Raw genomic sequence first — 23,250 nt, 5'->3', positions numbered from 1 at the left:
AGCAAGCGCTGTGCCGCGAGTCATGAAACGCTTCGAACATGCGACGCCGCACGCCGCGGCCCGCGAGCCTTACGGTTCGCAAACCACCAATGCGTGCAGTTCGTCGATATTGAAAGGCTTGGCGAGAATCGCCACCCCTAGCCGCCGCGCGCGTTCGAGTTCGTCGGCGTAGCCGGTCATCAATGCGATCCTCTGCGACGGCCACGCGTTGCGCACTTTCTCCGCGAGGTCGATACCGTTGAGCTTGCCCGGCATCTGGATATCGGAGAGCACGAGTTCGAAGCGCGCGCCGGCCGCGAGCACGTCGAGCGCCTGATCGGCGGTCGGCTCGTGGCGCACCTCGCAGCCGAAGGTTTCCAGCACCGCCGCGACGCCCGCGGCCACTTCCTCGTTGTCCTCCACCAGCAGCACGACACCGCTCGGAGCAGGTGTGGGCGCTTGCGCCATTTCGACAGCCGTCGCCGGCGCTTTCTTGCGTTCGTGATATCGCGGCAAATACAGCCTGACCGTCGTGCCGCTGCCGGGCACGCTCTCGATCTTTGCCGTGCCGCCAGCCTGTTCGCACATGGAGAGCACCTGCGCGAGGCCGAGGCCCGTGCCCGAGCCGCGCAGCTTGGTGGTGAAGAGCGGCTCGAAGGCACGCCGCGCGACGGCTTCAGGCATGCCTTCGCCGTCGTCGGTACAGGCAATCAGTACGTATTCGCCGTCGGGCAGCAAGGTATCGCTACCGACCAGCCGGTTGTTCTGACAACGAATCACGAAGCGCCCGCCGCACGGCATCGCGTCGCGCGCGTTGACGGCCAGGTTCACGATCGCGAATTCGAGGTCGGTCGGGTCCGCCAGCACCTGCCAGATGTCGTCGACCACGTTCAGCGCCAGTTCCACCTTATCGCCGAGCGCCGCATCGATTAGCGGCGCAGCAGCGGGCAGCCACGCGGCGAGATCGAGCGGCTGCTGTTTGAGCGGCTGCTTGCGCGCCACGCTCAGCAGGCGCCGCGTGAGCGATTCAGCCGTGGCGGTGGCGCGCTCCACCGCGAGCACTTCCTTCTCCACGTTGTTGAAACGCTTGAGCCGCGCGAGCTCCGAGTTGGCGGACACCACCATCAGCAGATTGTTGAAGTCGTGCGCGACATTCGCGACGAGATTGCCGAGCGCGCCCATGCGTTGCAATTGCCGGCTGGCGGCTTCGGCCGACAGACGCATGGCCACTTCGCCCTGCCAGCGTTCCCACGCGCGGCGCTCCCCTTCCAGCTGACGCAGCGAGTAGAGCACCAGCAGCCAGATGGCGATACAGGGCACGGCCGTCAGTGCCGCGATCATCATGAAGTGCCGCCGCCACGCTGTCCCAATCGACGAAGTCGCGTACGCGCTTATCACATAGAGCGGATAGTCGCCGACGCGGCGGAACGCCAGCAGGCGCTCCACGCCATCCACCGTCGAATTCAGGCGAACGTGGCCGACCAATTGTCTGTCACGCAGCGCCTGAGCAAATTTGCTGTGCGGACTGGGCTTCGAGCCCGCCGGCCAAGGTGGATAGCGCACCAGCAGGTTGCCGTCCTGGCGATACAGGCCGAGCACCAACGACGAATCGCCGTTCGTCAGTTCGCGATAGAAGCGTGAAAAGTACGCTTGGCGCAGCGCCACCGAGACTACGCCGAGAAACTGACCCCCGGCGTCCGAGCGCCCTGTCGCGGTGGTGAACACATTGGTCTGTGACAGCGGCCCGAACATGGGCAGCGAGAAATACGGCTGCGGACGCATCGCCTTAGCCGAGACGAAGTCTTCGCGCTGACCGATCGAGATGGCAGGCGCGAAAAAAGCGCGGCTCGACACCAGCAGATCACCTTTCGCCCCGAGCAGATAGATCGACGACACCTGCGGAAAGTCACCGCCGATTTCGCGCAGACGCTCATGCAAGGTGGCTTCATGTGCGCGAATCTGTGCGTCGTCCTCGTTGCCGAGCAACTCCACGATGCGCGATGACATCTGCTGGTTGAGGTCCAGCACCTTGACGGCCTGTTCCTCGGCGACGCGCGCGAGCCGGTCGATCATGTCGTCTGAATCGGCGATCCGGCGCTGGTAATCGAAATAGCCGTAGCCCGCGAGACAGATCAGCGGAAACACAATCGAAACCGCGAGCACGATCAGAAGCATGCGCCGCGTTGCCGCGAAATTGCGCGACGGCATGGGGACGTCGACTGCGACTCGTTCCGCACGCTGCACGGTCAAGATCTCCACGAAAGGTCAATATCGCTCAGGGATAGCACGTCACGAGATGTATCGCTCGCGGTCGTGCGCTATTTCCATGTCCCGGAATTTACCGCACTTCAGCGCTTCTCCATAGCGTGGCCGGCAAGCGGCGGCGGGAGAAACCGCGCTTGTTGCGGGCGCTTGCGTTTGGGCACATGGATTGCTGCAGCACGGGAATTCAGCAGGTTGAAAGGCGTTCTGCCAATGCGCACTCCGTTGCGCGCGATATGCCGCCTGCGCCGTCACCTTTCATTGTCCGTGAGGAGCCCGCCATGCCCACGATTGCCCGACGCGTCGCCCAGCTATCGCAATTGCGATCGGACCGCGCCGAGCGCGTCGTGGTGGACGGCGAGCCCATTCTGCTGGTACGCGACGGCGACACGGTACACGCCTATTCCGCCGACTGCCCGCATGCCGGCGCACCGCTGGAAGAAGGCGCGCTGTGTCACGGCCGGATCATCTGCCCGTGGCACAAAGGGACGTTCGACGTCTCTACCGGCAACGTGCTCGAACCGCCCGCACTGGTTGCGCTCGACCGCTACCCCGCAGTCGTCGCGGGCGACGATGTGATGGTCACGCCGGAAAAACTGCCTCAACCGGTGCGCAACGCGAGTGCGCAGGAACCGCATTACGTAGTGATCGGCGCGGGCGCGGCAGGCGCGGCGGCTTGCGCGACCTTGCGCGAGTGCGGTTTTGGCGGCCGCATCACGCTGATCGGCGCGGAACCGCATGCGCCCTACGACCGCACCGCGTTAAGTAAATTCGTCCCGTCCGGTGAAATGTCCGCCGACGATGTGCCGCCGCTTCTTGCGCCCGATTGGCTCGCGCGCCATGACGTCGAGCGTATCGTCGCGAAAGTCGCGCGACTCGATGTGCCCGCCCGCACGATTCATTTCGAAACCGGCGGCCACCTGACTTACGACACCGCGTTGCTCGCCACCGGCAGCGTGCCGAAGCAGCCGCCGATTCCGGGCGTCGAACTCGGCGGCGTGCACGTGCTGCGTAGCCTCGACAACGCCGCCGCCCTTGTGGACGCAATCGGCGACGATGCCGGGCAAACCCGGGTGGCGATTCTCGGCAGTAGTTTTATCGGACTCGAAACGGCTTCCGCGTTACGCAAACGCGGCACGCCGGTAACCGTGATATCGCCGGAAAAAGTGCCGTTCGCGAAGCAGTTCGGTGAACGCGCCGGCGCCATGTTCCGTGAGCTTCACGAACGCAATGGCGTGGTGTTCCGTTTCGAGGCGAAGGTCGCCTCGCTCGAAGGCGACGAAGGCAACGTGCACGAAGTGATGCTCGAGAACGGCGCGCATGTCGAGGCCGACCTCGTTCTGTTGGGCACGGGCGTCGCGCCGGCCACCGGCTTTGTGGAAGGACTGCCGCTGCAAAAGGACGGCGGCGTGATCGTCAACGCAGGCATGCAGGCCGCGCCGGGTCTCTATGCGGCGGGCGACATCGCGGCGTTTCCATTGCACGAGGATCAGGAACCGGTGCGTATCGAACACTGGCGCGTCGCGCAGCAACATGCGCGCGTTGCCGCGGAAAACATGTGCGGCGCGCGCCATCGCTACAGCGGCGTGCCCTATTTCTGGACCTATCACTTCGGCAAACGCTTCGAATATCTCGGCCATGCGAGCGAGTGGGACGAGATCGTAACGGACGGCGAACTGGATCGCCAGCAATTCGTCGCGCTTTATCTCAAGGACGACAAGGTGGTCGCCGTACTGGCCTGCGAACGCGAGGCGCAGACCGCGCGCCTGATCGATGCGATGGGCCGTGGCGTGTCGCGCGCGGATGCGCTGGCGATTATCAGCGACGCATCGTGCGTCGCGCAATGATCGAGGTGAACGCAAGAGAAGCGCGGCAAAAAACCGCGCAGAACTACAGCACCCCATGTAAGAAACACCCGGATCGGCCGGCGTGCTTTACCACGCTGACCCGATGATGACTCAATGACCTGAAGGAGAAACGTTATGACAGATAACAAGGAAAAGCACCCGCACTCGAACAAGAGCGAAAAGCAGATCGACCGGGAGGTCGAAGACAGCTTCCCCGCAAGCGACCCGCCTTCCACCGGCGGCACCACGAAGATCGTCCCGGACAAGGACGCCGCTTCGCAAGACAGGTCGGCGACCAAGAAACCAGCCGGCCATTAAGCCCCGCTGAAGCGCATGTGAATCGCCCGGACGCACTAGGTTCGGGCGGTTTTTCTCTCCCTACGCAACGCTAACCCTTCTGGACGACGGGAACGAACCGCCATGTCAGACGAGACCGGCTCCGCTCGTGACGAGCACGATCAGGACGACCGCAAGAACACCAAAGACGGGCAGTCCGACGATAAAAAGAACAACAAGGACGACGGCAACCAAAAGGACGCGGACAACGGCGACGACAAGCCGCGCAAGAAACCCGGCAAGAAGCCGCTGATCATTCTTGCAGTGGTGGTGATCCTGCTAGCGATCGTCGCTTTCGTCTGGTGGTTCGCCACCCGCAACGAAATCACGACCGACGACGCCTACACCGACGGCAACGCTATTACGATGGCGCCGAAGGTCTCCGGCTACGTCGTGCAACTGGCGGTCAACGACAACGTCTACGTGCACAAGGGCGACCTTCTGGTCGTGATCGACAAGCGCGACTATCAGGCGCAGGTCGATCAGGCCGAAGCGCAGGTGGGCCTCGCCAAAGCGCAGTTGAATGCCGCGCTGGTTCAACTCGACATCGCGCGCATTCAGTACCCGGCGCAATACCGCCAGGCGAAAGCGCAGACGTCGTCGGCCGAGGCGAACTTCCGCCAGGCCGAAGCCGCCTATCTGCGTCAGCATGCCGTGGATCAGCGCGCCACCTCGCAGCAAAACATCGATACCGCCGACGCCCAACGGCAGTCGGCCAGCGCGAGCGTCGAACAGGCGCGCGCGCAGCAGCAGACCGCGAGCCTCGTGCCGCAGCAGATCCGCCAGACCGAAGCCACCGTCGAGGAGCGTCGCCAACAGGTGCAGCAAGCCGAAGCGCAACTGGAACAGGCGCAACTGAACCTCTCCTACTGCGAGGTGCGCTCGCCTTCGGACGGCTGGATCACGCGGCGCAACGTGCAACTCGGCACCTTCCTGCAAGCAGGCGTCTCGCTCTTTGCGATCGTCACGCCGCAGGTGTGGGTGACGGCGAACTTCAAGGAGTCGCAACTCGAACGCATGCGCCCCGGCGACAAGGTGAAAGTCGAAGTCGACGCCTATCCCAAGCTCGATTTGCGCGGCCACGTGGACAGCGTTCAACTCGGCAGCGGTTCGCGCTTCTCGGCCTTCCCGGCGGAAAACGCCACCGGCAACTTCGTGAAAATCGTGCAGCGTGTGCCGGTGAAGATCGTCATCGACGACGGCTTGCCGCGCGATCAACCGCTGGGGCTCGGGTTGTCCGTCACGCCAAAGGTGTATCTGAAATGACGGCGCAGACCATTACCGCGACGGTATTTCGCGCTTCGCCGCGCGCCCTCTTCTGAGCGGTGCGGGCATGAGTTCAGCCAACACCGCGAACGGCAATCAGTCGGACTGGAAACCGGCGGCGAACCCGTGGCTGATCGCCATTGTGGTGACACTGGCGGCGTTCATGGAGGTGCTCGACACGACCATCGTGAACGTCGCACTGCCGCACATTGCCGGCACCATGTCGGCCAGTTACGACGAAGCGACCTGGACGCTCACGTCGTATCTGGTGGCCAACGGCATCGTGTTGCCGATCTCCGGTTTTCTCGGCCGCCTGCTCGGTCGCAAGCGCTACTTTCTGGTGTGCATCGTCGCTTTCACCGTCTGCTCGTTCCTGTGCGGGATTGCAACGGATCTCTGGCAGCTGATCATTTTCCGCATCCTGCAGGGTTTTTTCGGCGGCGGACTGCAGCCGAACCAGCAGTCGATCATTCTCGACACCTTTCCGCCCGAACAGCGCGGCCGGGCGTTCTCGATTTCGGCGGTGGCGATCGTCGTCGCGCCGGTGCTCGGACCGACGCTCGGCGGTTGGATCACCGATAACTTCTCGTGGCGCTGGGTATTTCTGCTCAACGTGCCGGTCGGCGTGCTGACCACGCTCGCCGTGATGCAACTGGTGGAAGACCCGCCGTGGAAAAAGAAAGGCGACACGAGAGTATCGATCGACTACATCGGCATCACGTTGATCGCGATCGGGCTAGGCTGCCTGCAAGTGATGCTCGATCGCGGCGAAGACGACGACTGGTTCTCGTCGAACTTTATCCGCCTGTTCGCGGTGCTGGCCGTGGCGGGCATAGTCGGCGCGACCCTGTGGCTGCTTTACACCAGAAAGCCGGTGGTCGATCTGCGCTGCCTGAAAGACCGCAATTTCGCGCTCGGTTGCCTGACGATCGGTGCATTCGCCACGGTTCTCTACGGCAGCGCAGTGCTGGTGCCGCAACTCGCCCAGCAGCAGCTCGGCTACACGGCGATGCTCGCCGGTCTCGTGCTCTCGCCCGGCGCGGTGCTCATCACTTTGGAAATTCCGATCGTCAGCAAGCTGATGCCGTATGTGCAGACGCGGTTTCTGGTGGCGGCCGGCTTTGCGTTGCTGGCCTGCGCGCTCGCCTATTCGCATCTGCTGGTGCCGGATATCGACTACGCGACGCTGGTGAAGATGCGCAGCGCGCAATCGCTCGCCATCGGCTTCCTGTTCGTGCCGATCACGACGCTGGCTTACCTTACCGTGCCGCCGCGCCTGAACGACGACGCGTCCGCCCTCTTCACGATGTTCCGCAACGTGGCGGGGTCGATCGGCATTTCGCTGTCGACCGCGCTGATCCGCGAGCGCACCCAGGCTCGCATGGCTCATCTGTCCGAACACATGTCCACGCTTTCGCAAAACTACAACGACGCCGTGCAGCGCAGCGCGCAAACCATCGCCGAGATGACCGGCGTGCCGTTTGCGCAAGCGCTGCAAACCGCCACGGGGCGCATGTACACCACTTTCATTTCCCAGTCGACGATTCTGGCCTACGTCGACGTTTTTGCGATCCTCGCGATCTTTTGCGCACTATGCATTCCGATGACGTTGTTCTTTTCTCCAGCCAAAGCGGCCGGCGGCGCGGGAGGACACTGATATGAGACGCCCGCTTGTAAATTCGCCGTGGTTGACTCCGCGTTTATCCGCGCTGCCCGTGCTGTCCGCGCTGTCGGTTGCAATGCTGCTCTCCGCGTGCACGGTTGGCCCTGACTTCCACGCGCCGAAAGCGGACGTGCCTGACCAATGGCACGACACGCAGCGTAGCACCGCGACGGCGACGGGTGCTTCTGCCGCGAACGTCGCCTCGGTCCCCACGCTCGATACCGATCCCGATCCCCGCTGGTGGCGTAATTTCAACGACCCGACGCTGGACGCGCTGGTCGGGCGTGCCGCGCGCGGCAACCTGGACTTGCAGGAGGCTGTGCTGCGCATTGTCGAAGCGCGCACTCAGGTGCAAAGCGCGGCGGCCCAAGGTTTGCCGAACGTGCGGGCAACCGGCAGCTATCAGCGCGAACAACTCGGCGTGAAAGGCTTCCTCGAATCCGACGGCGTATACGACAAGGTCGATCAGCTCGGCGCGCCGAACTCGCCGGTCAACGCAGTCGCACCGGGTGCGGGTGCTACTTTGCAAAACGGCGCGAACAACCTGCTGAATCAATTGACCGCGCCGGTCAATCTCTGGCAAGCCGGCTTCGACGCCTCGTGGGAACTGGATCTGTTCGGCCGCGTGCGCCGCTCGGTCGAGGCTGCCAATGCGCAAACCGAAGCCGCCGTGGAAAGCCGCAACGACGCGCTGCTCTCGCTCGAAGCCGAAGTCGCGCAGACGTATATGCAATTACGCGGCGCACAGGCGTTGCACGCCATCACGGCAAGTCTCGTCGACGAACAGCGCGAGATCGTCACGTTGACGCAAAGCCAGGCAAAAGTCGGCCTGACGAGCGAACTCGACGTGAAGAGCGCGACCGCGCAACTGGCGCAAACTCAGGCACAGTTGCCGCAATACGAGCAGCAGATTGCCCAGGCGTTGAACGGACTCGCGTATCTGGTGGGCGAACCGCCCGGCGCACTGGAAGCCGAACTCGATGCGCCGGCCGCCGTGCCGCCCGTGCCGCCTGTCGTGCCGGTGGGTTTGCCGTCCACCCTGGCACGCCGGCGTCCCGACGTTCGCCGCGCGGAGGCGAGCCTGCATTCGGCGACGGCCAATGTCGGCGTTGCCGTGGCGCAGTTCTATCCCGACGTGTCCCTGACCGGCCAGGTGGGAACCCGGGCCACCAATGCGAGCGATCTGTCGCGCTGGTCGCATCTGTTCTATTCGTTCGGACCGAGCATTTCGCTGCCGATTTTCCAGGGTGGCGCGCTGGTTTCCAATTTGCGTCTGTCGAAAGCGCAGGAAGCCGAAGCGGCGCTCGATTACCGCAAAACGGTGTTGATGGCGCTGCGCGACGTGGACAATGCGCTCGCGGTGTACCGCACCGATCAGGCGCGGCGCGACTCGCTCAGCGAGAGCGTCGCCGCGGAACAGGCGGCTTTCGATCTCGCACGCGACAGTTATCGCAAGGGGATTACGAGCTTCATCAATGTGCTGGATGCAGAGCGGCAATTGGCGCAGGCCCGCCAGCAATATGCTCAGGGAACCATGCAGGTGAGCACAGACCTGGTGTCTTTGTACAAGGCGCTTGGCGGCGGCTGGCAGAGTGACGCGGATACATCGGCCGCGCCTGCCGCCCGTCAAGGCGGATGACGCCCAAGGCGAAGCGGCGCCGCGCCGTGCTAACCGTTGACGACCACGGGCAACGCTTCCTCGACCTGGGTCGTGCCCGTCTCGACGCGCTGGCAAGCCGCCACGATCTCCTGCAAAGAAGTGGCGTAACACTCCGCTCCGAGGGCGGTTTGCAGATCGATGCTCCACTTCTCCGTATCCTGCGCATCCCACAGTCCGACGACGATCGACACCTTGGGGAGCCGCGCGCGAATACGTCTGACCAGATAGCGCAAATGCGACGGAATGCCGTCGATCTGCAGGTACAGGATGCAGACGATGCCGACATCGTCCGCATCGAGACTGTCAATCGATGCTCGCGACGCGGCCTCATGCGGCAGCGCTCGCGAGGTGAAGCCGTGCTTGCCCAGCAACTGCAGCAGGATCGTCGTCGCCAGCGGATCGAGCGGGCCGCGGCCGGGAATGCACAGCACCCGGTTGCTGGCTGCGCGCGGCGGCTGTTGTTCGTTCAACGTGCTTTCTTCCGCGCGGCCTGAAGAGGCTGGCGAAACGGTCCGCGTAGTCGCGGATTCGGCTTGCGCATCATCCGAAGCGGAAGGCGCCATCGGTCCTACCGCGCTCCAGTTCTCCTCTGCCGCGAGCGTCGGCGGCTCGCGATCCTCGTAGCCGTCGAGGCCATCCACGAGGTCGTTGGTCGTCGCCTCGATTCGTGCAAGCTGTGCGGCGGTTACGCTGCCGCGCACCACGTCGGTCGCCGCGAGTTGCAGGCCTTTGATCGCGACCTCGTCGTAGTAGGTCGACAATGAACGGTCACGCAGCAGCGCCTCGGCCTGCTCGATCGCTTCATCGGGGTCGCCGGCCAACGCTCGCTGGTAGAAGTTCTCGATCGGCGTCAACGCCGGCTGGTCGCCCAGCAGCACGTCGAGAAACTCCAGACGGCGGACGTGCCGTCCGAGCACGAGCAGGCATAGCGTCAACGGTGTCGACAGAATCAGTCCTATCGGCCCCCAGATCCAGCTCCAGAAAATCGCGGCGACCACCACGGAGAACGGCGAGAGACCGGTGCTGCGCCCATACAGCAGCGGTTCCACAACCTGTCCCACCAGCAACTCGACGGTGACGAACAGCGCCAGCGACCAGATCGCCATGCTCCATCCGGGACTGACGGCAGCGGCGAGCGCGGTGGCCAGCGTCGCGGAGATCCAGATGCCGACGTACGGCACGAGCCGCAGCAGCGCCGCGAGAATGCCCCACAGAATCGGACTCGGTACGCCGATCAGAAAAAGCCCCGTGCCGATCACCACGCCCACGCCCGCATTCAGCCCGAGCTGCGAAACGAAATAGCGGCTCAGACGCCGCGCGGCCTCGTCCATCACCGTGGTCGTGCGGTGCAGATCGCGCGAGCCGAACAGGCGGATCGCGCGATCGCGTAAATCGTCGCGTTGCAACAGAATCACCACCATCACGACGAACACGATAAACGCCGTTTCGAGCGGACTGATGGCCGGCGACAACACACGCCGCGCGAGTTCGAACGGCGTCGGCACCGGCTCGCGCACCTCGACCGGCACGGCGGCGGGTGCATTGGCCGTGGAACGCGTGCTGCCGGGCGATGCGGAATCGCGTTGCGGCGCGGGCTGCGGCGGCTCGATCGTCGCGCGCTGCAGCGCCTGGCCGGCCGCGTCGGCAAAACGGTTCAGCTTGCCGATGGTCAGGTTGTGCGCGGTTTCCATCTTTCGCTCTATGGTCGCCTGGTAACGCGGCATGCCGGCGGCCAGATCGGTCAGCTGGGTGGCGATCACCGCGCCGAGCATGCCGATCACCGACACCGAAATCACCACCGCGGCGAATACGGACGCCACGTGGCCGAGCCGCAGGCGGGTCAATGCATCGGCGAGCGGTGCGACGAGGAAACTGAGCAGGATGGCGAGCGTCATCGGAATCAGCACGGCGCTCGCAAAGTACAGACACGCGACTACCGTTACGCCCACGGCAAGCGCAATCAGACCGTCGACACCGAAAGCCGTAGGCGGCGCTTGAATGCGGGCGGCTGGCCTCACGCCGCGCGGGTCGGGTATGTCCTTCATTGGCGAATGATCTGTCCGGTTCTGTTCGGTTCCCGTTCTTGTCAGGCGTGACAGGTCACACGGGTTGCGCACGTCGGCGGCGTTGCGGCTGCGTGCCGCGCGGGCGCCGACGTTGCAACTCGCTGCTGCACCTCACTTCGCGTTCAACCTTCTGTTCACTTTCATTCGATGCTGCCGTAGCCCGGCTTTTGCCGGAACAGCGCACCTACCTGGCGGGCGTCTTACCCACCGGTCCGCTTTCCGTGGGCGGCGCCTCCTTTTCTATCTCGGCGCGTGCCTGCTCCCAATACTCGTCAGGCGTGCCTTTCTGATCGCCTGCCTGCTCCCACAGGTAATAAGCGCGCGTGCGAATCTGTTCCTCTAGCGAGGTTTGTTCCTGTTCCATTTGATCACCCTTGGTTAGAGCTGGCGAAGACCGCTATCGTCTGTACTGCGCACCTGCCGCTGGATGCAGCCGGCGCGCAGTCATTCGCAATCGAGCAAGCGCTATACCTGGCGGCGCATGCCAAATGAGGATCTTCGTACCGGTTCGTCAGGCTTCTGCGGGCGGTTCGCTATCCTCGGTGGTCAGCTGTTCTTCGAGGCGGTCGAATACGCGCTGCGTGGCGAGGCTCGGCGCTTCCAGCGCAAGCAGCAGCAGCGAGCGGGCGGTCACCTGATACGCGTCGCCGGCCGCGAAGTGAGGCAACTCGGAGCGCACCGGCATGTTGGTGTCGAGCAGACAAGTCCAGCGCTGCCCCTCGGGAATGTCGGGCAGCGTGAAATTGACGACGTCGTGATGCGCGTTCAGCACCAGCAGCAAAGTCGCGTCCGACGCCGGACGGCGAATGCCGCTCGCCTGCGCGCGGCCGTCGATCACGAGACCAAAGCAGCGCATGGAAGCATCGTCCCACTGCTCCTGCGAGAGATCCTTGCCCTCCGGCGAGATCCAGCGGGCGTCGGTCACGTCGAGCGCCTCGTTGTATTCACCGGTCAGAAAACGGCCGCGCCGCAGCACCGGCAGACGGTGGCGCAGCGTGGTCAGATTCCTGACGAACTCGGTGAGCGCGCGGCCATCGTCGTCGATCGCTTCCCAATCGACCCAGCTGATCTCGTTGTCCTGACAATAGGCGTTGTTGTTGCCCTTCTGCGTGCGGCCGAATTCGTCGCCCGCGAGAATCATCGGCGAGCCTTGCGAAAGCAGCAGCGTGGCGAGCAGATTGCGCTTCTGCCGCTCGCGTTGCTGACGAATGCCCGGATCGTCGGTCGGGCCCTCCACGCCCATGTTCCAGGATTTGTTGTCCGAGTGGCCGTCCTTGTTGTCCTCGCCGTTGGCTTCGTTGTGTTTGTCGTTGTACGAGACCAGATCGTTGAGCGTGAAGCCGTCGTGCGCGGCAATGAAGTTCACGCTGGCCCACGGGCGGCGGCCGCGATGGTTGAACTTGTCGCCCGAACCGGTGAGCCGCGTGGCGAGATCGGGAACCTTGCCTTCGTCGCCCTTCCAGTATTCGCGTACGGTATCGCGAAAGCGGTCGTTCCATTCCGCCCAGCCGGGCGGAAAGCCGCCCACCTGATAGCCGCCGGGACCGCAATCCCACGGCTCGGCCACCAGCCGCACGCTGGACAGCACGGGGTCCTGCCGGCAGCTGTCGAGAAAGCCGCCGCCTTCGTCGAAACCGTGCAGTTCGCGGCCGAGAATCGTGGCGAGGTCGAAACGGAAACCGTCCACTTTCATTTCCGTCACCCAGTAGCGCAGGCTGTCGGTCACCATCTGCAATACGCGCGGATGCGACAGGTTCAGCGTGTTGCCAGTGCCGGTGTCGTTGATGTAGTAGCGCGGCTCGTCAGGCATCAGCCGATAATACGACGCGTTGTCGATACCTTTGAACGAGATGGTCGGCCCGCGTTCGTTGCCTTCGGCCGTGTGGTTGTAGACCACGTCGAGAATGACTTCGAGATTGGCGTTGTGGAAGCGGTCCACCATCTCCTTGAACTCGCCCACCGAATCGATCGACGACGCGAAGAAACGCGGATCGGCCGCGAAAAAACCGATGGTGTTGTAGCCCCAGTAGTTGGTGAGACCCTTATCGAGCAGATAGCTGTCGTTGACGAAGGTCTGGATCGGCATCAATTCCACCGACGTCACGCCGAGGTTCTTGATGTAGTCGAGCACGACCCGCTGCCCGAGTCCGGCGAACGTGCCGCGCAGATTTTCCGGTACTTCCGGATGCCGTTTGGTAAATCCGCGCACATGGGCTTCATAAAAAATCACGCGTTCCCACGGCAATGCATTGCGCTCGGGGTGACTCCACGAAAAATTGGCGTCGACCACCTTGCATTTCGGCACGAAGGGCGCGCTGTCGCGCTCGTCGAACGACAGGTCGCCCTCTTCGGAATCCAGCGTATAGCCGAAAATTTCCGGCGCCCATTTGAGCTCGCCGATATGCGCTTTCGCATACGGATCAAGCAGAAGTTTGTTCGGATTGAAGCGGTGCCCTTTCTCGGGCTCGTAAGGGCCGTGCACGCGATAACCGTAGACCGCGCCCGGTTTGAGATTCGGCACGAACACGTGCCACACCTCGTCGGTGTATTCCGGCAGTTCGATGCGCTCGATTTCGTTTTCGCCGGTTTCATCGAACAGACACAGTTCGACCTTGGTGGCGTGCGCCGAGAAAAGCGCGAAGTTGACGCCGCTTCCGTTCCATGTCGCGCCGAGCGGAAAAGGCGTGCCTTCCGCGATGCGCGTCGAGTAGTTGGCTTGGGATGACATAGTGGTTCCTGTGGAAGCAAGAGGCACTGAAGCGCTTGTTTCAAGCAGTGGACGGCAAGCTCGCAGAGACAGCAAATTCCGGACCTGACAGGATTGGCCTGATGGCCGGCCGGCGCGGCACAACTTTTGCAGCCGTCAAGGGAAACTGCTCAATCAAAGCCGACGCAGCGCGCAGCGAAAAGCGCCATGTCCACATCAGGGAGAATAACGTCATGAAAAGAATACACATCAAACCGCTGGCCGCCACCGCCTTGCTGCTCGTCACGCTCGCGTCGTATGGCAATGCCTACGCGCAAGGCGCTCCGCAGGCGATTACGGAAAAACGCACGGACGTGGTCCAGCTCGCCAGCGGCTATCGCGCGTCGAAGCTGAGTGGCGCCGATGTCTACAACAAAAACAAGGACACGATCGGCACGCTGGACGATCTGATCGTGTCGCCCACGGCGGACCGCGGCACATACGCGATCCTCTCGGTAGGCGGTTTTCTGGGCATGGGCAAACACCTTGTCGCCGTTCCGTTCAATGACCTCCAGATCAACAATCGCCGCGTGGTGCTGCCTGAGGCTACGAAAAAATCGCTCGAAGCGCTGCCCGAATTCAAGTACGCGCCGGACTGAAGATACGGACCGGCGCGTTCCCGAGGAACAAAATTCCAGACGTAGCGCGCCTCAGCCGAGCAGCTTGTCCAACGTGATCGGCAGTGCCCTCACCCGCTTGCCGGTTGCATGCCACACCGCATTGCTCACCGCGGCGGCCACGCCCACCACGCCGATCTCGCCTACGCCTTTCGCGCCCAACGGATTGACAACGTCGTCGTGCTCGTCGACGAACAGCACGTCGATATCATGGATGTCGGCATTCACCGGCACATGGTATTCAGAGAAGTTGTGATTCATCTGCCGCCCGAGCGCATGGTCGAACTGGCCGTGCTCGTGCAGCGCCATGCTGATGCCCCACACCACGCCGCCGGCGATCTGGTTGGCCGCCGTCTTCGGGTTGACGATGCGGCCCGCGGCGATCGCGCTGACCACGCGCGTCACCCGCACGGTGCCAAGCGTTTCGTCCACGCGAACTTCAGCGAAAACGGCCGAATGCGTGCCCATTGAATACGCCTGCTGTTTTTCATGCGGCTTGACGCTCGCCTGCTCGTCGAGTTCATCGATTCCGGCGCGGCTGAACAGTGCGTCGATGCCGATCGCGTCGTCCGCACTCGTGCCGCAAATGAGCCGCGCGCCCGAGCGTCGGATGCTATCGCGCCCAACGGTTGAAAAGCGTTCGCCGCCATATTGCCTCGCCAGATCGACAAGGCGGTTGTGCAACCGTTTGCAGACGACATCGACCGCACTGCCCACCGACGATACGGTCCACGAGCCGCCTTCAATCGGCGCCTTCGGCAAGCGTGTGTCGCCGAGTTCGAAAGTAACGTCGTGAATCGATACGCCGAGCGCGTCGGCTGCGATCTGGCTCATTGCAGTGTAGGTGCCGGTGCCGATATCCGCGGTCGAACTGGAAACCTTCACCCGTCCGTCACGCGTCATGACCGCGCGCGCCGCCGCTTCGTTCTGCATGGCGTCCCATGCGCCGGTCGCCATGCCCCAGCCGATCAGTTCGTGACCTTCGCGCCGGGCGCGCGGCGCTAGCGGCCGTCTCTCCCAGCCGAAGCGCGCCGCGCCCTCGCGATAGCATTCGCGCAAAGCCTTGCTCGAAAAAGGCAGATTCTTGTTGGCGTCGCGCTCGGCGTAATTGATCAATCGCAGATCGAGCGGATCCATCTGCAAGGCTTCGGCAAGTTCGTCCATCGCCATTTCGAGCGGAAAGAGACCTTGCGCCGCGCCCGGCGCGCGCGTGTCCGCAGGCGTCGGCACGTCGATTCGCGCGACCTTGTAGCCCATCTTGACGTTGTCGCAGCAATACAGTTGGCCCGCCCAATTGACGACTACGTCGCAGTAATCTTCGTATTGCGAGGTTTCCGCCACCGCTTCATGAATCACCGCCTGCAATCTGCCGTCGGCGCCCGCGCCCAATGCGACACGCTGGATAGATTGCGGGCGATGAGCAAACGTGAACATCTGCTGCCGTGTCAACGTGAGCCGCACGGGCCGTTTCAGCTCGCGCGCGGCCATGACCGCAAGTGCGAGATGGTAGTGCGGCCGCAAGCCCGAGCCGAACGCCCCGCCGACAAACGGCGCGATCACTTGTACCTCGTCGTCCTGCAAACCGAATACGCTGGTGAGATACGACTTGGTATTGCCGACACCCTGGGTCTTTTCATACACGGTCAGACGCCCTTGCGCGTCCGGCACCACGGTGCAGCCGTGCATTTCCATCGGATTGTGATACTCCGCGGGCGTGCTGTAGAAAGTATCGACGCGCGCGACAGCACTCGCCAGCGCCCTATCCGCATCGCCACGCGCGGGCGGCGGCGGTTCGAAGCCGCCTTTTTCCGTGGAAGGCGGAACGGCGCTCATTACCGCTTCGCTCAGATCGGTCTGGTGCGGCGTGGCCTCGTAACGGACTTTCACGAGCGCTGCCGCATGGCGCGCCAATTCCAGCGACTCAGCAACTACCAGAGCGACCGGTTGTCCGCTATACCAGACGCGGTCGTCCCATAGCGGCCTGAATGGACTTCCGCCTGGCGCGACCATGTCTTTGTAAGGCTTGTCTTCGAGCGGCAATTCCGGGCGATTCTGATGCGTCAGCACGAGCAGCACGCCAGGCAGTTCGAGCGCGGCGGACGAATCGATCGATACGATACGGCCGGTTGCCATCGTGCTCGATATGACGAACCCATAGGTGAGCCCCTCGGCCGTGAAATCGGCGGAATATTGTGCGGCGCCCGTCACTTTCTGCCTGCCGTCCACGCGCTTATGCGGCACGCCGGTAGCGCGCGCGGCCGGCAACATTTCGGCGCGGTTCATGATGCGGTCTCCTCAAACGAACGTTGCGTCGCCAGTTCGAACGCGCGCGCGATGACGCGTGCCGCCAGTTCGATCTTGAACGCGTTATCGCGGCGGCCGTGAGCGCCGCGCAATAGCATGGCCGCGAAATCGCGCACGGCGGCCGCTTCGAGACGCTTGCCGCGCAACACGGCTTCGGCTTCAGCATCGCGCCACGGTTTGTGCGCCACGCCGCCGAGCGCGCAACGCGCGTTCACGATCGTGTCGCCTTCGAGTTCCAGTCCCACAGCCGCCGACACCAGCGCGAACGCATACGAAGCCCTGTCTCGCACTTTCACGTAAGCGTGATGCGCGGCAAAACCCTCTTTCGGCAATTCGATCGCCGTGATCAATTCGTCGTCGCGCAGATTCGAGTCGATGTGCGGCGTATCGCCGGGCAAGCGGTGAAAGTCGGCAAACGGCAGCGTGCGCGTGCCGTTCCCGCCGGCGACATGAACCTTGGCGTCGAGCGCCGCCAGTGCCACGCACATATCCGACGGATGCACGGCGATACATTGCTCGCTTGCGCCGAGTATCGCGTGAATGCGGTTCACCCCTTCCAGCGCCGGGCAGCCCGTTCCCGGCTCGCGCTTGTTGCAGGGCGTACCGGCGTCGTAGAAATAATGGCAACGGGTGCGTTGCAACAGATTGCCGCCGACTGTCGCCACATTGCGAATCTGCGCGGACGCGCCGGCCAGAATCGCTTTGGCGAGCAACGGGTAGCGCGCGGCCACCGTGTCGTCATACGCAAGCGCGCTGTTGGTCACCAGCGCTCCGATCGTCAGGCCGCCTGCATCAGTCGCCTCGATCTTTCTCAGCGGCAAACGGTTGATATCGACGAGCACCGCCGGATGCGCCACGTCTTCGCGCAACAGGTCCACGAGGTTCGTACCGCCCGCAATGAACGCAGCAGTCCCATTGGCGCGATGCTGATCGATTGCCTGAGGCACCGCACTGGCGCGGGTATAGGAGAAGCGGTTCATGAGCGCGCTCCCTCATCGCCGTGCTGCGGGTCCGGCAGATCCGCGGCATCCAGAATCGCGGCCACGATGTTCGTGTAGGCACCGCAGCGGCAGAGGTTGCCGCTCATCAGTTCGCGCACGTCGTCGGCACACTTCACGTGGCCTTCGTCGAGCATGGCGACAGCGGAGCAGATCTGCCCCGGCGTACAGTAACCGCATTGGAACGCATCGTGGTCGATGAAAGCCTGCTGCATGGTATGCAGCGTGTCGCCGTCGGCGAGGCCTTCGATCGTCGTGATCGTTGCGCCGTCGTGCACGACCGCCAGTGCGAGACACGTGTTGATCCGCCGGCCGTCGACGATTGCCGTGCAAGCGCCGCACTGTCCATGATCGCAGCCTTTTTTGGTGCCGCTCAACTGACAGTGTTCGCGCAGAAGGTCGAGCAGCGTGGTCCATGCTTCCACTTCGAAATGCCGTGTTTTACCGTTGACTTCGAATGTCACGGCCATGCGCTCGGCTTCGCTCGGCGCGAGATCGAGCGGAGTCTCTATGGTGGGGGTATTCATGGGTATTCTCCTTCTCCTGACGATGGGTCGCAGCGCGATATAGCGGAAATGCGCAAGCGACGTGCCACTGCAGCACACACCGCCGCGCGCTCGGGCCGCGACGGAGTGCACGTGGCTACATCGTCGAACAGCGGGTAAAAAACAGGTGGTTCCCGATAGCCTGCCGATATTCAACAAACCTAAATGATCGGCGATCCGCCCGTCACCGCAATAGTCGCGCCGGAGATATAGCTGGCTTCGTCGGATGCCAGCATCACATAGGCGGCCGCCAGTTCGGCCGGCTGGCCGGGGCGCTTCATCGGCACCTGCGCGCCGAATTGCTCGACTTTCTCCGGCGGCATGGTGGAGGGAATCAGCGGCGTCCAGATGGGCCCCGGCGCCACGCAGTTCGCACGGATACCTTTCTCCGCGAGCAACTGCGCAAGGCCGCCGGTGAAGTTCTGAATCGCGCCCTTGGTCGCCGCGTAGGCGATCAAACCGGGGTTCGGGTGATCCGCATTGATCGATGTCGTGTTCACGATCGCGGCACCCGGTTTCATATGTTTGACCGCGGCCCGGGTGATCCTGAACATCGCGCCAATGTTCGTATCGAAGGTCTTGTCCCACTCTTCGTCGCTGATCGCTTCGAGCGAGGGGTAGCTCATTTGATACGCGGCGTTGTTGACCAGCACGTCGAGCCGGCCAAAAACCTCGATAGCTCTGTCGACGATCGCATTGCAGTGCGCGGGGTTCGTGATATCGCCAGGCAGCAGGACCGCCTTGCGGCCTGCCTCCTCGATCCAGCGCGCGGTGTCGCGCGCGTCGTCGTCCTCGTTCAGATACGAAATCAGTACGTCCGCGCCCTCACGCGCGAACGCAATGGCAACGGCGCGGCCAATTCCGCTATCTCCGCCCGTGACGATCGCCGCTTTACCCGCGAGCCGTCCCGAACCTCGATAGGAGCGCTCGCCGTGATCGGGTTGAGGTTGCATTTCCGCCGTGTGCCCGGGCGTGGGGTTTTGCTGCTGCTTCGGAAACGGCGGTGTAGGACGCTGCGTGTCGCTCATGACGAATCTCCCGAGTGCGATAGACATGGGCGGTGTGCGAAAGACACACCGCATGCCAACGTATTCAGCAACCCGTGGACCCGCGGTTTATCGCAGGCCGAAAAACTTCGTCATGCTGTGGAACGAGAACCGGCAGCTTCGATGAATCTCATGCGTCTGCTTCAATCCACCGATGAATATCGGGGGCGGCAATATGGAGAATTTTTTTCAAAGCGAACGCAGCCTTTACGGCGGTCCGGCCACGTTCAGCGCCGCCGCCGATTCGAGTACGCGCAACAGGCGCTCGGGCGTCAGCGGCTTCGCGCAATGCGCGTCGAACCCGGCGGCTTTGGCGCGCACCCGGTCGTCACGCGAAGCAAACGCGGTGCATGCCACCAGCAACATATGGGAAGTCGAAGCATGGGCGCGCAGGCGGCGCGCCAGTTCCAGACCGTCCAGCCCCGGCATCTTGATGTCCAGTACCACCGCGAACGGTTGCCATTCGCGCGCCATGTCGCACACTGCAAGCGGATCTTCGAGCGCGCGGCACTCGAAGCCGTCGGCACTCAGCAATACCTGCAATGCGTCTGCCGCTTCCCGGTAATCGTCCACCACGAGCACACGCCGGTGCGACACCATCGCATACTGGATTGGCCGCCACACTACGACGTCGTCGTTATCATCCATCTGGTCGTCGAACGTCACCCTCTTCTCCCTGGCTTTTCTTACGCGCGCCACTCACGGGCACCTCGGAACACGCGCGCAAGATTCGCTCCCGACGTGCAGACAAAACTCATCCTGCACCCGACGAAGGCTTCGGTTTGCGTTGCGGATTGCGTCGGCCGCGCCCAGCGCGCCACCGCATAGGCTTTACCTCACAACCATAGCTCACGTCACAAATCATCGCCCGTGGATTGAGGGCGTGGAGGCACTGCGAAGTGCGCGCGAACGAGTGTTTGCGCGTCGGTGAAACGCACAACTGCTGTGCAGATCGCGCTTGCCGTGTGCATCAGGCAGCCCGCATTCGAGGCTTTAGGGATTTCTACTCAGCGGGTTATCCCGCACGGTCGTCGATGAAGCCTTTGAGCATTGCCAGCGTGTCGGCGTCGTCGATATGTTTGTCCGTGCGCCAGCGCAGCATGCGCGGAAACCGCACCGCCACGCCGGACTTATGACGCGGGCTCGCCTGAATGCCTTCGAAACCGATTTCGAATACGAGCGTGGGCGTTACGCTGCGCACCGGCCCGAACTTTTCGATCGTGGTCTTGCGCACGATCGCATCCACCTGGCGCATTTCTTCGTCAGTGAGACCGGAATAAGCCTTGGCGAACGGCACCAGCGTGCGCACACCGTCCGCTTCGTCCCACACCGCAAATGTGAAATCGGTGTAGAGACTCGCACGGCGGCCGTGGCCGCGCTGCGCGTAAACCAGCACCGCGTCCACCGCATACGGATCGATCTTCCATTTCCACCACGTGCCGGAGGCCTTGGTGCGGCCCACGCCATACATCGACTCGCGCTCCTTGACCATCAGACCTTCCACGCCGCGCGCCCGGCTCTCGTCGCGCAGCGCCGCGAGGGCTTGCCAATCGGGCGCACTCACCAGCGGCGATACGCGCAGCAGATCGCGTGCGAGCGTGCTGTCCACGGTAGTTGCCAATGCATCCAGTTGCGCGCGCCGTTCGGCGAGCGGCGTCATGCGCAGATCCTGGCCGTGCGCTTCGAGCAGATCGTAGGCAAGCAGCGTGGCGGGCGAATCGGCGAGGATTTTTTTCGTCAGCGTTTTGCGCGCAATACGCGGTTGCAAACGCGCGAACGGCAATGGCGCGCTTGCGCCGGGTTCCCACGCGAGAATCTCGCCGTCGATCACGAAGCCTTCCGGCAAGGCTTCGCCTAGCGCCGCGACTTCGGGAAACCGGTCCGTGATCAGGTCCTCGCCGCGCGACCACAGCCACACCCGCCCGCCGCGCTTGACGAGTTGCGCGCGAATGCCGTCCCATTTCCATTCGATCTGCCATTGCGATGGGTCGCCGAGCGTTGCCGGATCGGCTTGCAATGGATGGGCGAGAAAGAACGGATAGGGCAGTCCGAGATCGCTGTCATGCTGGGGCGCACCGGACTGCGCATCGTCGCTGGTCGCCTCAGGTGCGATCAAACGCAGGTAGCGCACCGCGTCGGGCTTCTGTCGCGAGTCGGTCCAGCCGACCATGCGTTGCGCGATCCGCTTATGATCGACGCCCGCCACTTCCGCAAGCGCCCGCACCACCAGTTGCCGCGCTACGCCCACGCGAAACCCGCCGCCGATCAGTTTCGTCAGCAGAAAACGGCCACCCCAATCGAGTTCGTCCCAATAGTTGATGAGACGCGTGCGCAACTCTTCCGGCGCCGCACCGCGCAAGGTCAATACGCGGTGCTCGATCCACTGCGTGAGACCCAGTTCGGAGTTGCGCTGCGCGGGCGGCAGGATATGGGCGATGGTCTCGGCCAGATCGCCCACCGCATGATAAGACTCCTCGAACAACCACGCCGGCAGACCGGCGCGCTCGCGCGCGATCTCGCTCAAAAGACGCGTGGGCACCGATTGGCGAGGCTTGCCGCCGGCGAGAAAATACGACGCCCAGGCGGCATCTTCCGGCTCCGCCGCCGCAAAATAGCTGGTAAGGGCTTCGAGTTTGTCGTGCGTGGACGTGGTGGCGTCGAGCGCGGTGTAAAGGGCGGCGAAGCGTTTCATGCGCTACTCGCGGGATCGACCGGGGTGACGTCTTTGTCGGCAGACTCGTTCTGCTTGCCCACCGACTCGGGCTCGAACGATACGCTACCCGTGGCGGCCGTTTCGTCCGCACCCGCGGCATCGGCTTCGACCGTATCGTCGCCGTATTGCGTTTCAAACGCGCCCGCTTCGAGGCCGTGCTCGCGTAACCAGCGCACCATCGGCTCGACCGATCCGTGGGTGACGATCACGCGTTCGGCTCCCGTCGCGCGAATGGCCGTTTGCAGGCCCGGCCAGTCAGCATGATCCGACAGCACGAAGCCACGATCGACGCCGCGTCTGCGGCGTGCGCCGCGCAGACGCATCCAGCCCGACGCGAACGCGTCGCTATAGTCGCCGAAGCGCTTGAGCCATGCGCTGCCCTGCGCGGAAGGCGGCGCCACGATCAATGCCTGACGGAAAGCCGCCTTGTCCTTCGCCGGCATCTCGCTCACGAGACGCACCGGCGGCAAGCGCACGCCGGCCTCCCGATACGCGCGATTGAGCGGCTCAACGGCGCCGTGACAGAAGATCGGCCCAATGCCCGCATCGACACTTGCCAGCACGCGCTGCGCCTTGCCGAACGAATAGCAGAACAACACGGAAGCGCGCCCTTGCGCAGCGTTATGACGCCACCAGGAATCGACGCCGTCGAACACGGTTTGCGGCGCGTCCCATCGATAGATCGGCAGGCCGAAGGTCGACTCGGTAATGAAGGTATCGCAGCGCACCGGTTCGAAAGCGTCACAGGTCGGGTCGGGGTCGAGCTTGTAGTCGCCCGACGCAACCCAGACGCGCCCGCGGTGTTCGATCCGCAATTGCGCCGAGCCCAGCACGTGGCCGGCGGGATGCAGCGACACGGTCGTACCGTTGAGATCGATACGCTCGCCATACGCCAGAGTTTGCAGCGAAATGCCGGGCAGACGCGACAACAGCACGTTCGCCCCCGCTCGCGACGCAAGATAGTGCCGATGCCCGAAGCGTGCGTGATCGGAATGCGCATGCGTAATCACGGCCCGTTCGACAGGGCGCCACGGATCGATATGGAAGTCGCCCGCCGGGCAATACAATCCCTCGGGCCGTGCGACCACCAGGTCCGCGAGGTCCGCTTGGTCAGAGGCTATATTCAAGTAGGATCCTGAAGCAGATTGATGCAACAGCGACACAGCCCCCAAGCAAACTGCATTCCTGGCACGCTTTAACAA

Annotated in this window: 17 protein-coding genes; 6 read left to right on the top strand and 11 right to left on the bottom strand. The window is 63.4% G+C overall.

The genetic code is table 11. From position 1 onward, the window contains the following. Positions 1 to 69 precede the first annotated feature (69 nt). The gene (locus tag NE850_RS06605; protein ID WP_310698620.1) at positions 70 to 2,223 is read right to left on the bottom strand and encodes an ATP-binding protein; all 2,154 of its coding nucleotides are present in this window, start codon (positions 2,221 to 2,223) and stop codon (positions 70 to 72) included. Between the two features lie 299 nt (positions 2,224 to 2,522). Between NE850_RS06605 and NE850_RS06600 the strand changes: the two genes are divergently transcribed. The 5 genes from NE850_RS06600 to NE850_RS06580 all read left to right on the top strand — a co-directional run bounded on the left by NE850_RS06600 (position 2,523) and on the right by NE850_RS06580 (position 8,992). Further along, the gene (locus NE850_RS06600) at positions 2,523 to 4,088 is read left to right on the top strand and encodes an FAD-dependent oxidoreductase (protein ID WP_310698552.1); all 1,566 of its coding nucleotides are present in this window, start codon (positions 2,523 to 2,525) and stop codon (positions 4,086 to 4,088) included. Between the two features lie 135 nt (positions 4,089 to 4,223). Beyond that, a complete protein-coding gene (locus NE850_RS06595; protein WP_007177373.1) occupies positions 4,224 to 4,406 on the top strand; it encodes a hypothetical protein in 183 nt (60 codons plus the stop codon). A gap of 102 nt (positions 4,407 to 4,508) precedes the next feature. Beyond that, positions 4,509 to 5,690: an HlyD family secretion protein gene (locus NE850_RS06590; protein ID WP_007177374.1), complete on the top strand. Its 1,182-nt coding sequence runs from the start codon at positions 4,509 to 4,511 to the stop codon at positions 5,688 to 5,690. Positions 5,691 to 5,757: 67 nt separating this feature from the next. Beyond that, a complete protein-coding gene (locus NE850_RS06585; protein ID WP_310698551.1) occupies positions 5,758 to 7,347 on the top strand; it encodes a DHA2 family efflux MFS transporter permease subunit in 1,590 nt (529 codons plus the stop codon). A gap of 1 nt (position 7,348) precedes the next feature. Then, positions 7,349 to 8,992 (top strand): efflux transporter outer membrane subunit, encoded by a 1,644-nt coding sequence (locus NE850_RS06580; RefSeq protein WP_007177376.1) that lies wholly within the window; start codon positions 7,349 to 7,351, stop codon positions 8,990 to 8,992. Between the two features lie 29 nt (positions 8,993 to 9,021). On the opposite strand, the gene NE850_RS06575 is transcribed toward NE850_RS06580, so the two are convergent. The 3 genes from NE850_RS06575 to glgX form a co-directional block, all read right to left on the bottom strand. Continuing rightward, positions 9,022 to 11,058, bottom strand: a complete 2,037-nt coding sequence (locus tag NE850_RS06575) for an AI-2E family transporter (RefSeq protein WP_007177377.1) — start codon at positions 11,056 to 11,058, stop codon at positions 9,022 to 9,024. 205 nt (positions 11,059 to 11,263) lie between these two features. Continuing rightward, the gene (locus NE850_RS06570; RefSeq protein ID WP_007177378.1) at positions 11,264 to 11,443 is read right to left on the bottom strand and encodes a DUF2934 domain-containing protein; all 180 of its coding nucleotides are present in this window, start codon (positions 11,441 to 11,443) and stop codon (positions 11,264 to 11,266) included. 147 nt (positions 11,444 to 11,590) lie between these two features. After that, entirely contained in the window at positions 11,591 to 13,807 is a 2,217-nt protein-coding gene (gene glgX, locus NE850_RS06565; protein ID WP_007177379.1) for a glycogen debranching protein GlgX, read from the bottom strand. Positions 13,808 to 14,019: 212 nt separating this feature from the next. On the opposite strand from glgX, the gene NE850_RS06560 reads away from it, so the two are divergent. Next, positions 14,020 to 14,424, top strand: a complete 405-nt coding sequence (locus NE850_RS06560) for a PRC-barrel domain-containing protein (protein WP_035517214.1) — start codon at positions 14,020 to 14,022, stop codon at positions 14,422 to 14,424. A 51-nt stretch (positions 14,425 to 14,475) separates the two neighbouring features. Here NE850_RS06560 and NE850_RS06555 read toward each other — a convergent pair whose 3' ends face one another. The 7 genes from NE850_RS06555 to NE850_RS06525 form a co-directional block, all read right to left on the bottom strand. Beyond that, on the bottom strand, positions 14,476 to 16,725 hold the full coding sequence (locus NE850_RS06555) for a xanthine dehydrogenase family protein molybdopterin-binding subunit (protein ID WP_007177381.1): 2,250 nt from the start codon (positions 16,723 to 16,725) through the stop codon (positions 14,476 to 14,478). Continuing rightward, entirely contained in the window at positions 16,722 to 17,726 is a 1,005-nt protein-coding gene (locus NE850_RS06550) for a xanthine dehydrogenase family protein subunit M (protein WP_165188442.1), read from the bottom strand. Before NE850_RS06550 ends, NE850_RS06555 begins: the two co-directional genes overlap by 4 nt. Beyond that, positions 17,723 to 18,271, bottom strand: a complete 549-nt coding sequence (locus NE850_RS06545) for a (2Fe-2S)-binding protein (RefSeq protein WP_007177383.1) — start codon at positions 18,269 to 18,271, stop codon at positions 17,723 to 17,725. Before NE850_RS06545 ends, NE850_RS06550 begins: the two co-directional genes overlap by 4 nt. A 179-nt stretch (positions 18,272 to 18,450) precedes the next feature. Next, on the bottom strand, positions 18,451 to 19,317 hold the full coding sequence (locus NE850_RS06540) for an SDR family oxidoreductase (protein ID WP_310698550.1): 867 nt from the start codon (positions 19,315 to 19,317) through the stop codon (positions 18,451 to 18,453). A 225-nt stretch (positions 19,318 to 19,542) separates the two neighbouring features. Continuing rightward, positions 19,543 to 20,001: a response regulator gene (locus NE850_RS06535; protein WP_007177385.1), complete on the bottom strand. Its 459-nt coding sequence runs from the start codon at positions 19,999 to 20,001 to the stop codon at positions 19,543 to 19,545. A 349-nt stretch (positions 20,002 to 20,350) separates the two neighbouring features. Next, the gene (locus NE850_RS06530; RefSeq protein WP_165188446.1) at positions 20,351 to 22,027 is read right to left on the bottom strand and encodes an ATP-dependent DNA ligase; all 1,677 of its coding nucleotides are present in this window, start codon (positions 22,025 to 22,027) and stop codon (positions 20,351 to 20,353) included. Continuing rightward, positions 22,024 to 23,175 carry a ligase-associated DNA damage response exonuclease gene (locus NE850_RS06525; RefSeq protein WP_007177387.1) on the bottom strand — a complete coding sequence of 384 codons (1,152 nt, stop codon included), beginning with the start codon at positions 23,173 to 23,175 and terminating at the stop codon, positions 22,024 to 22,026. The genes NE850_RS06530 and NE850_RS06525 overlap by 4 nt, the downstream gene beginning before the upstream one ends. Between the last annotated feature and the right edge of the window lie 75 nt (positions 23,176 to 23,250).

It is taken from the genome of Paraburkholderia sp. USG1 (assembly GCF_031570135.1).
GTDB classification, from domain to species: domain Bacteria; phylum Pseudomonadota; class Gammaproteobacteria; order Burkholderiales; family Burkholderiaceae; genus Paraburkholderia; species Paraburkholderia dioscoreae.
This window is presented reverse-complemented; position numbering and strand designations above follow the sequence as displayed.

Coding starts and splice junctions, on each gene's coding strand:
- NE850_RS06560 (WP_035517214.1), top strand. CDS start 14,020: ATGAAAAGAATACACATCAAACCGCTGGCCGCCACCGCCTTGCTGCTC.
- glgX (WP_007177379.1), bottom strand. CDS start 13,807: ATGTCATCCCAAGCCAACTACTCGACGCGCATCGCGGAAGGCACGCCT.
- NE850_RS06540 (WP_310698550.1), bottom strand. CDS start 19,317: ATGAGCGACACGCAGCGTCCTACACCGCCGTTTCCGAAGCAGCAGCAA.
- NE850_RS06580 (WP_007177376.1), top strand. CDS start 7,349: ATGAGACGCCCGCTTGTAAATTCGCCGTGGTTGACTCCGCGTTTATCC.
- NE850_RS06550 (WP_165188442.1), bottom strand. CDS start 17,726: ATGAACCGCTTCTCCTATACCCGCGCCAGTGCGGTGCCTCAGGCAATC.
- NE850_RS06575 (WP_007177377.1), bottom strand. CDS start 11,058: ATGAAGGACATACCCGACCCGCGCGGCGTGAGGCCAGCCGCCCGCATT.
- NE850_RS06570 (WP_007177378.1), bottom strand. CDS start 11,443: ATGGAACAGGAACAAACCTCGCTAGAGGAACAGATTCGCACGCGCGCT.
- NE850_RS06600 (WP_310698552.1), top strand. CDS start 2,523: ATGCCCACGATTGCCCGACGCGTCGCCCAGCTATCGCAATTGCGATCG.
- NE850_RS06530 (WP_165188446.1), bottom strand. CDS start 22,027: ATGAAACGCTTCGCCGCCCTTTACACCGCGCTCGACGCCACCACGTCC.
- NE850_RS06585 (WP_310698551.1), top strand. CDS start 5,758: ATGAGTTCAGCCAACACCGCGAACGGCAATCAGTCGGACTGGAAACCG.
- NE850_RS06590 (WP_007177374.1), top strand. CDS start 4,509: ATGTCAGACGAGACCGGCTCCGCTCGTGACGAGCACGATCAGGACGAC.
- NE850_RS06555 (WP_007177381.1), bottom strand. CDS start 16,725: ATGAACCGCGCCGAAATGTTGCCGGCCGCGCGCGCTACCGGCGTGCCG.
- NE850_RS06545 (WP_007177383.1), bottom strand. CDS start 18,271: ATGAATACCCCCACCATAGAGACTCCGCTCGATCTCGCGCCGAGCGAA.
- NE850_RS06595 (WP_007177373.1), top strand. CDS start 4,224: ATGACAGATAACAAGGAAAAGCACCCGCACTCGAACAAGAGCGAAAAG.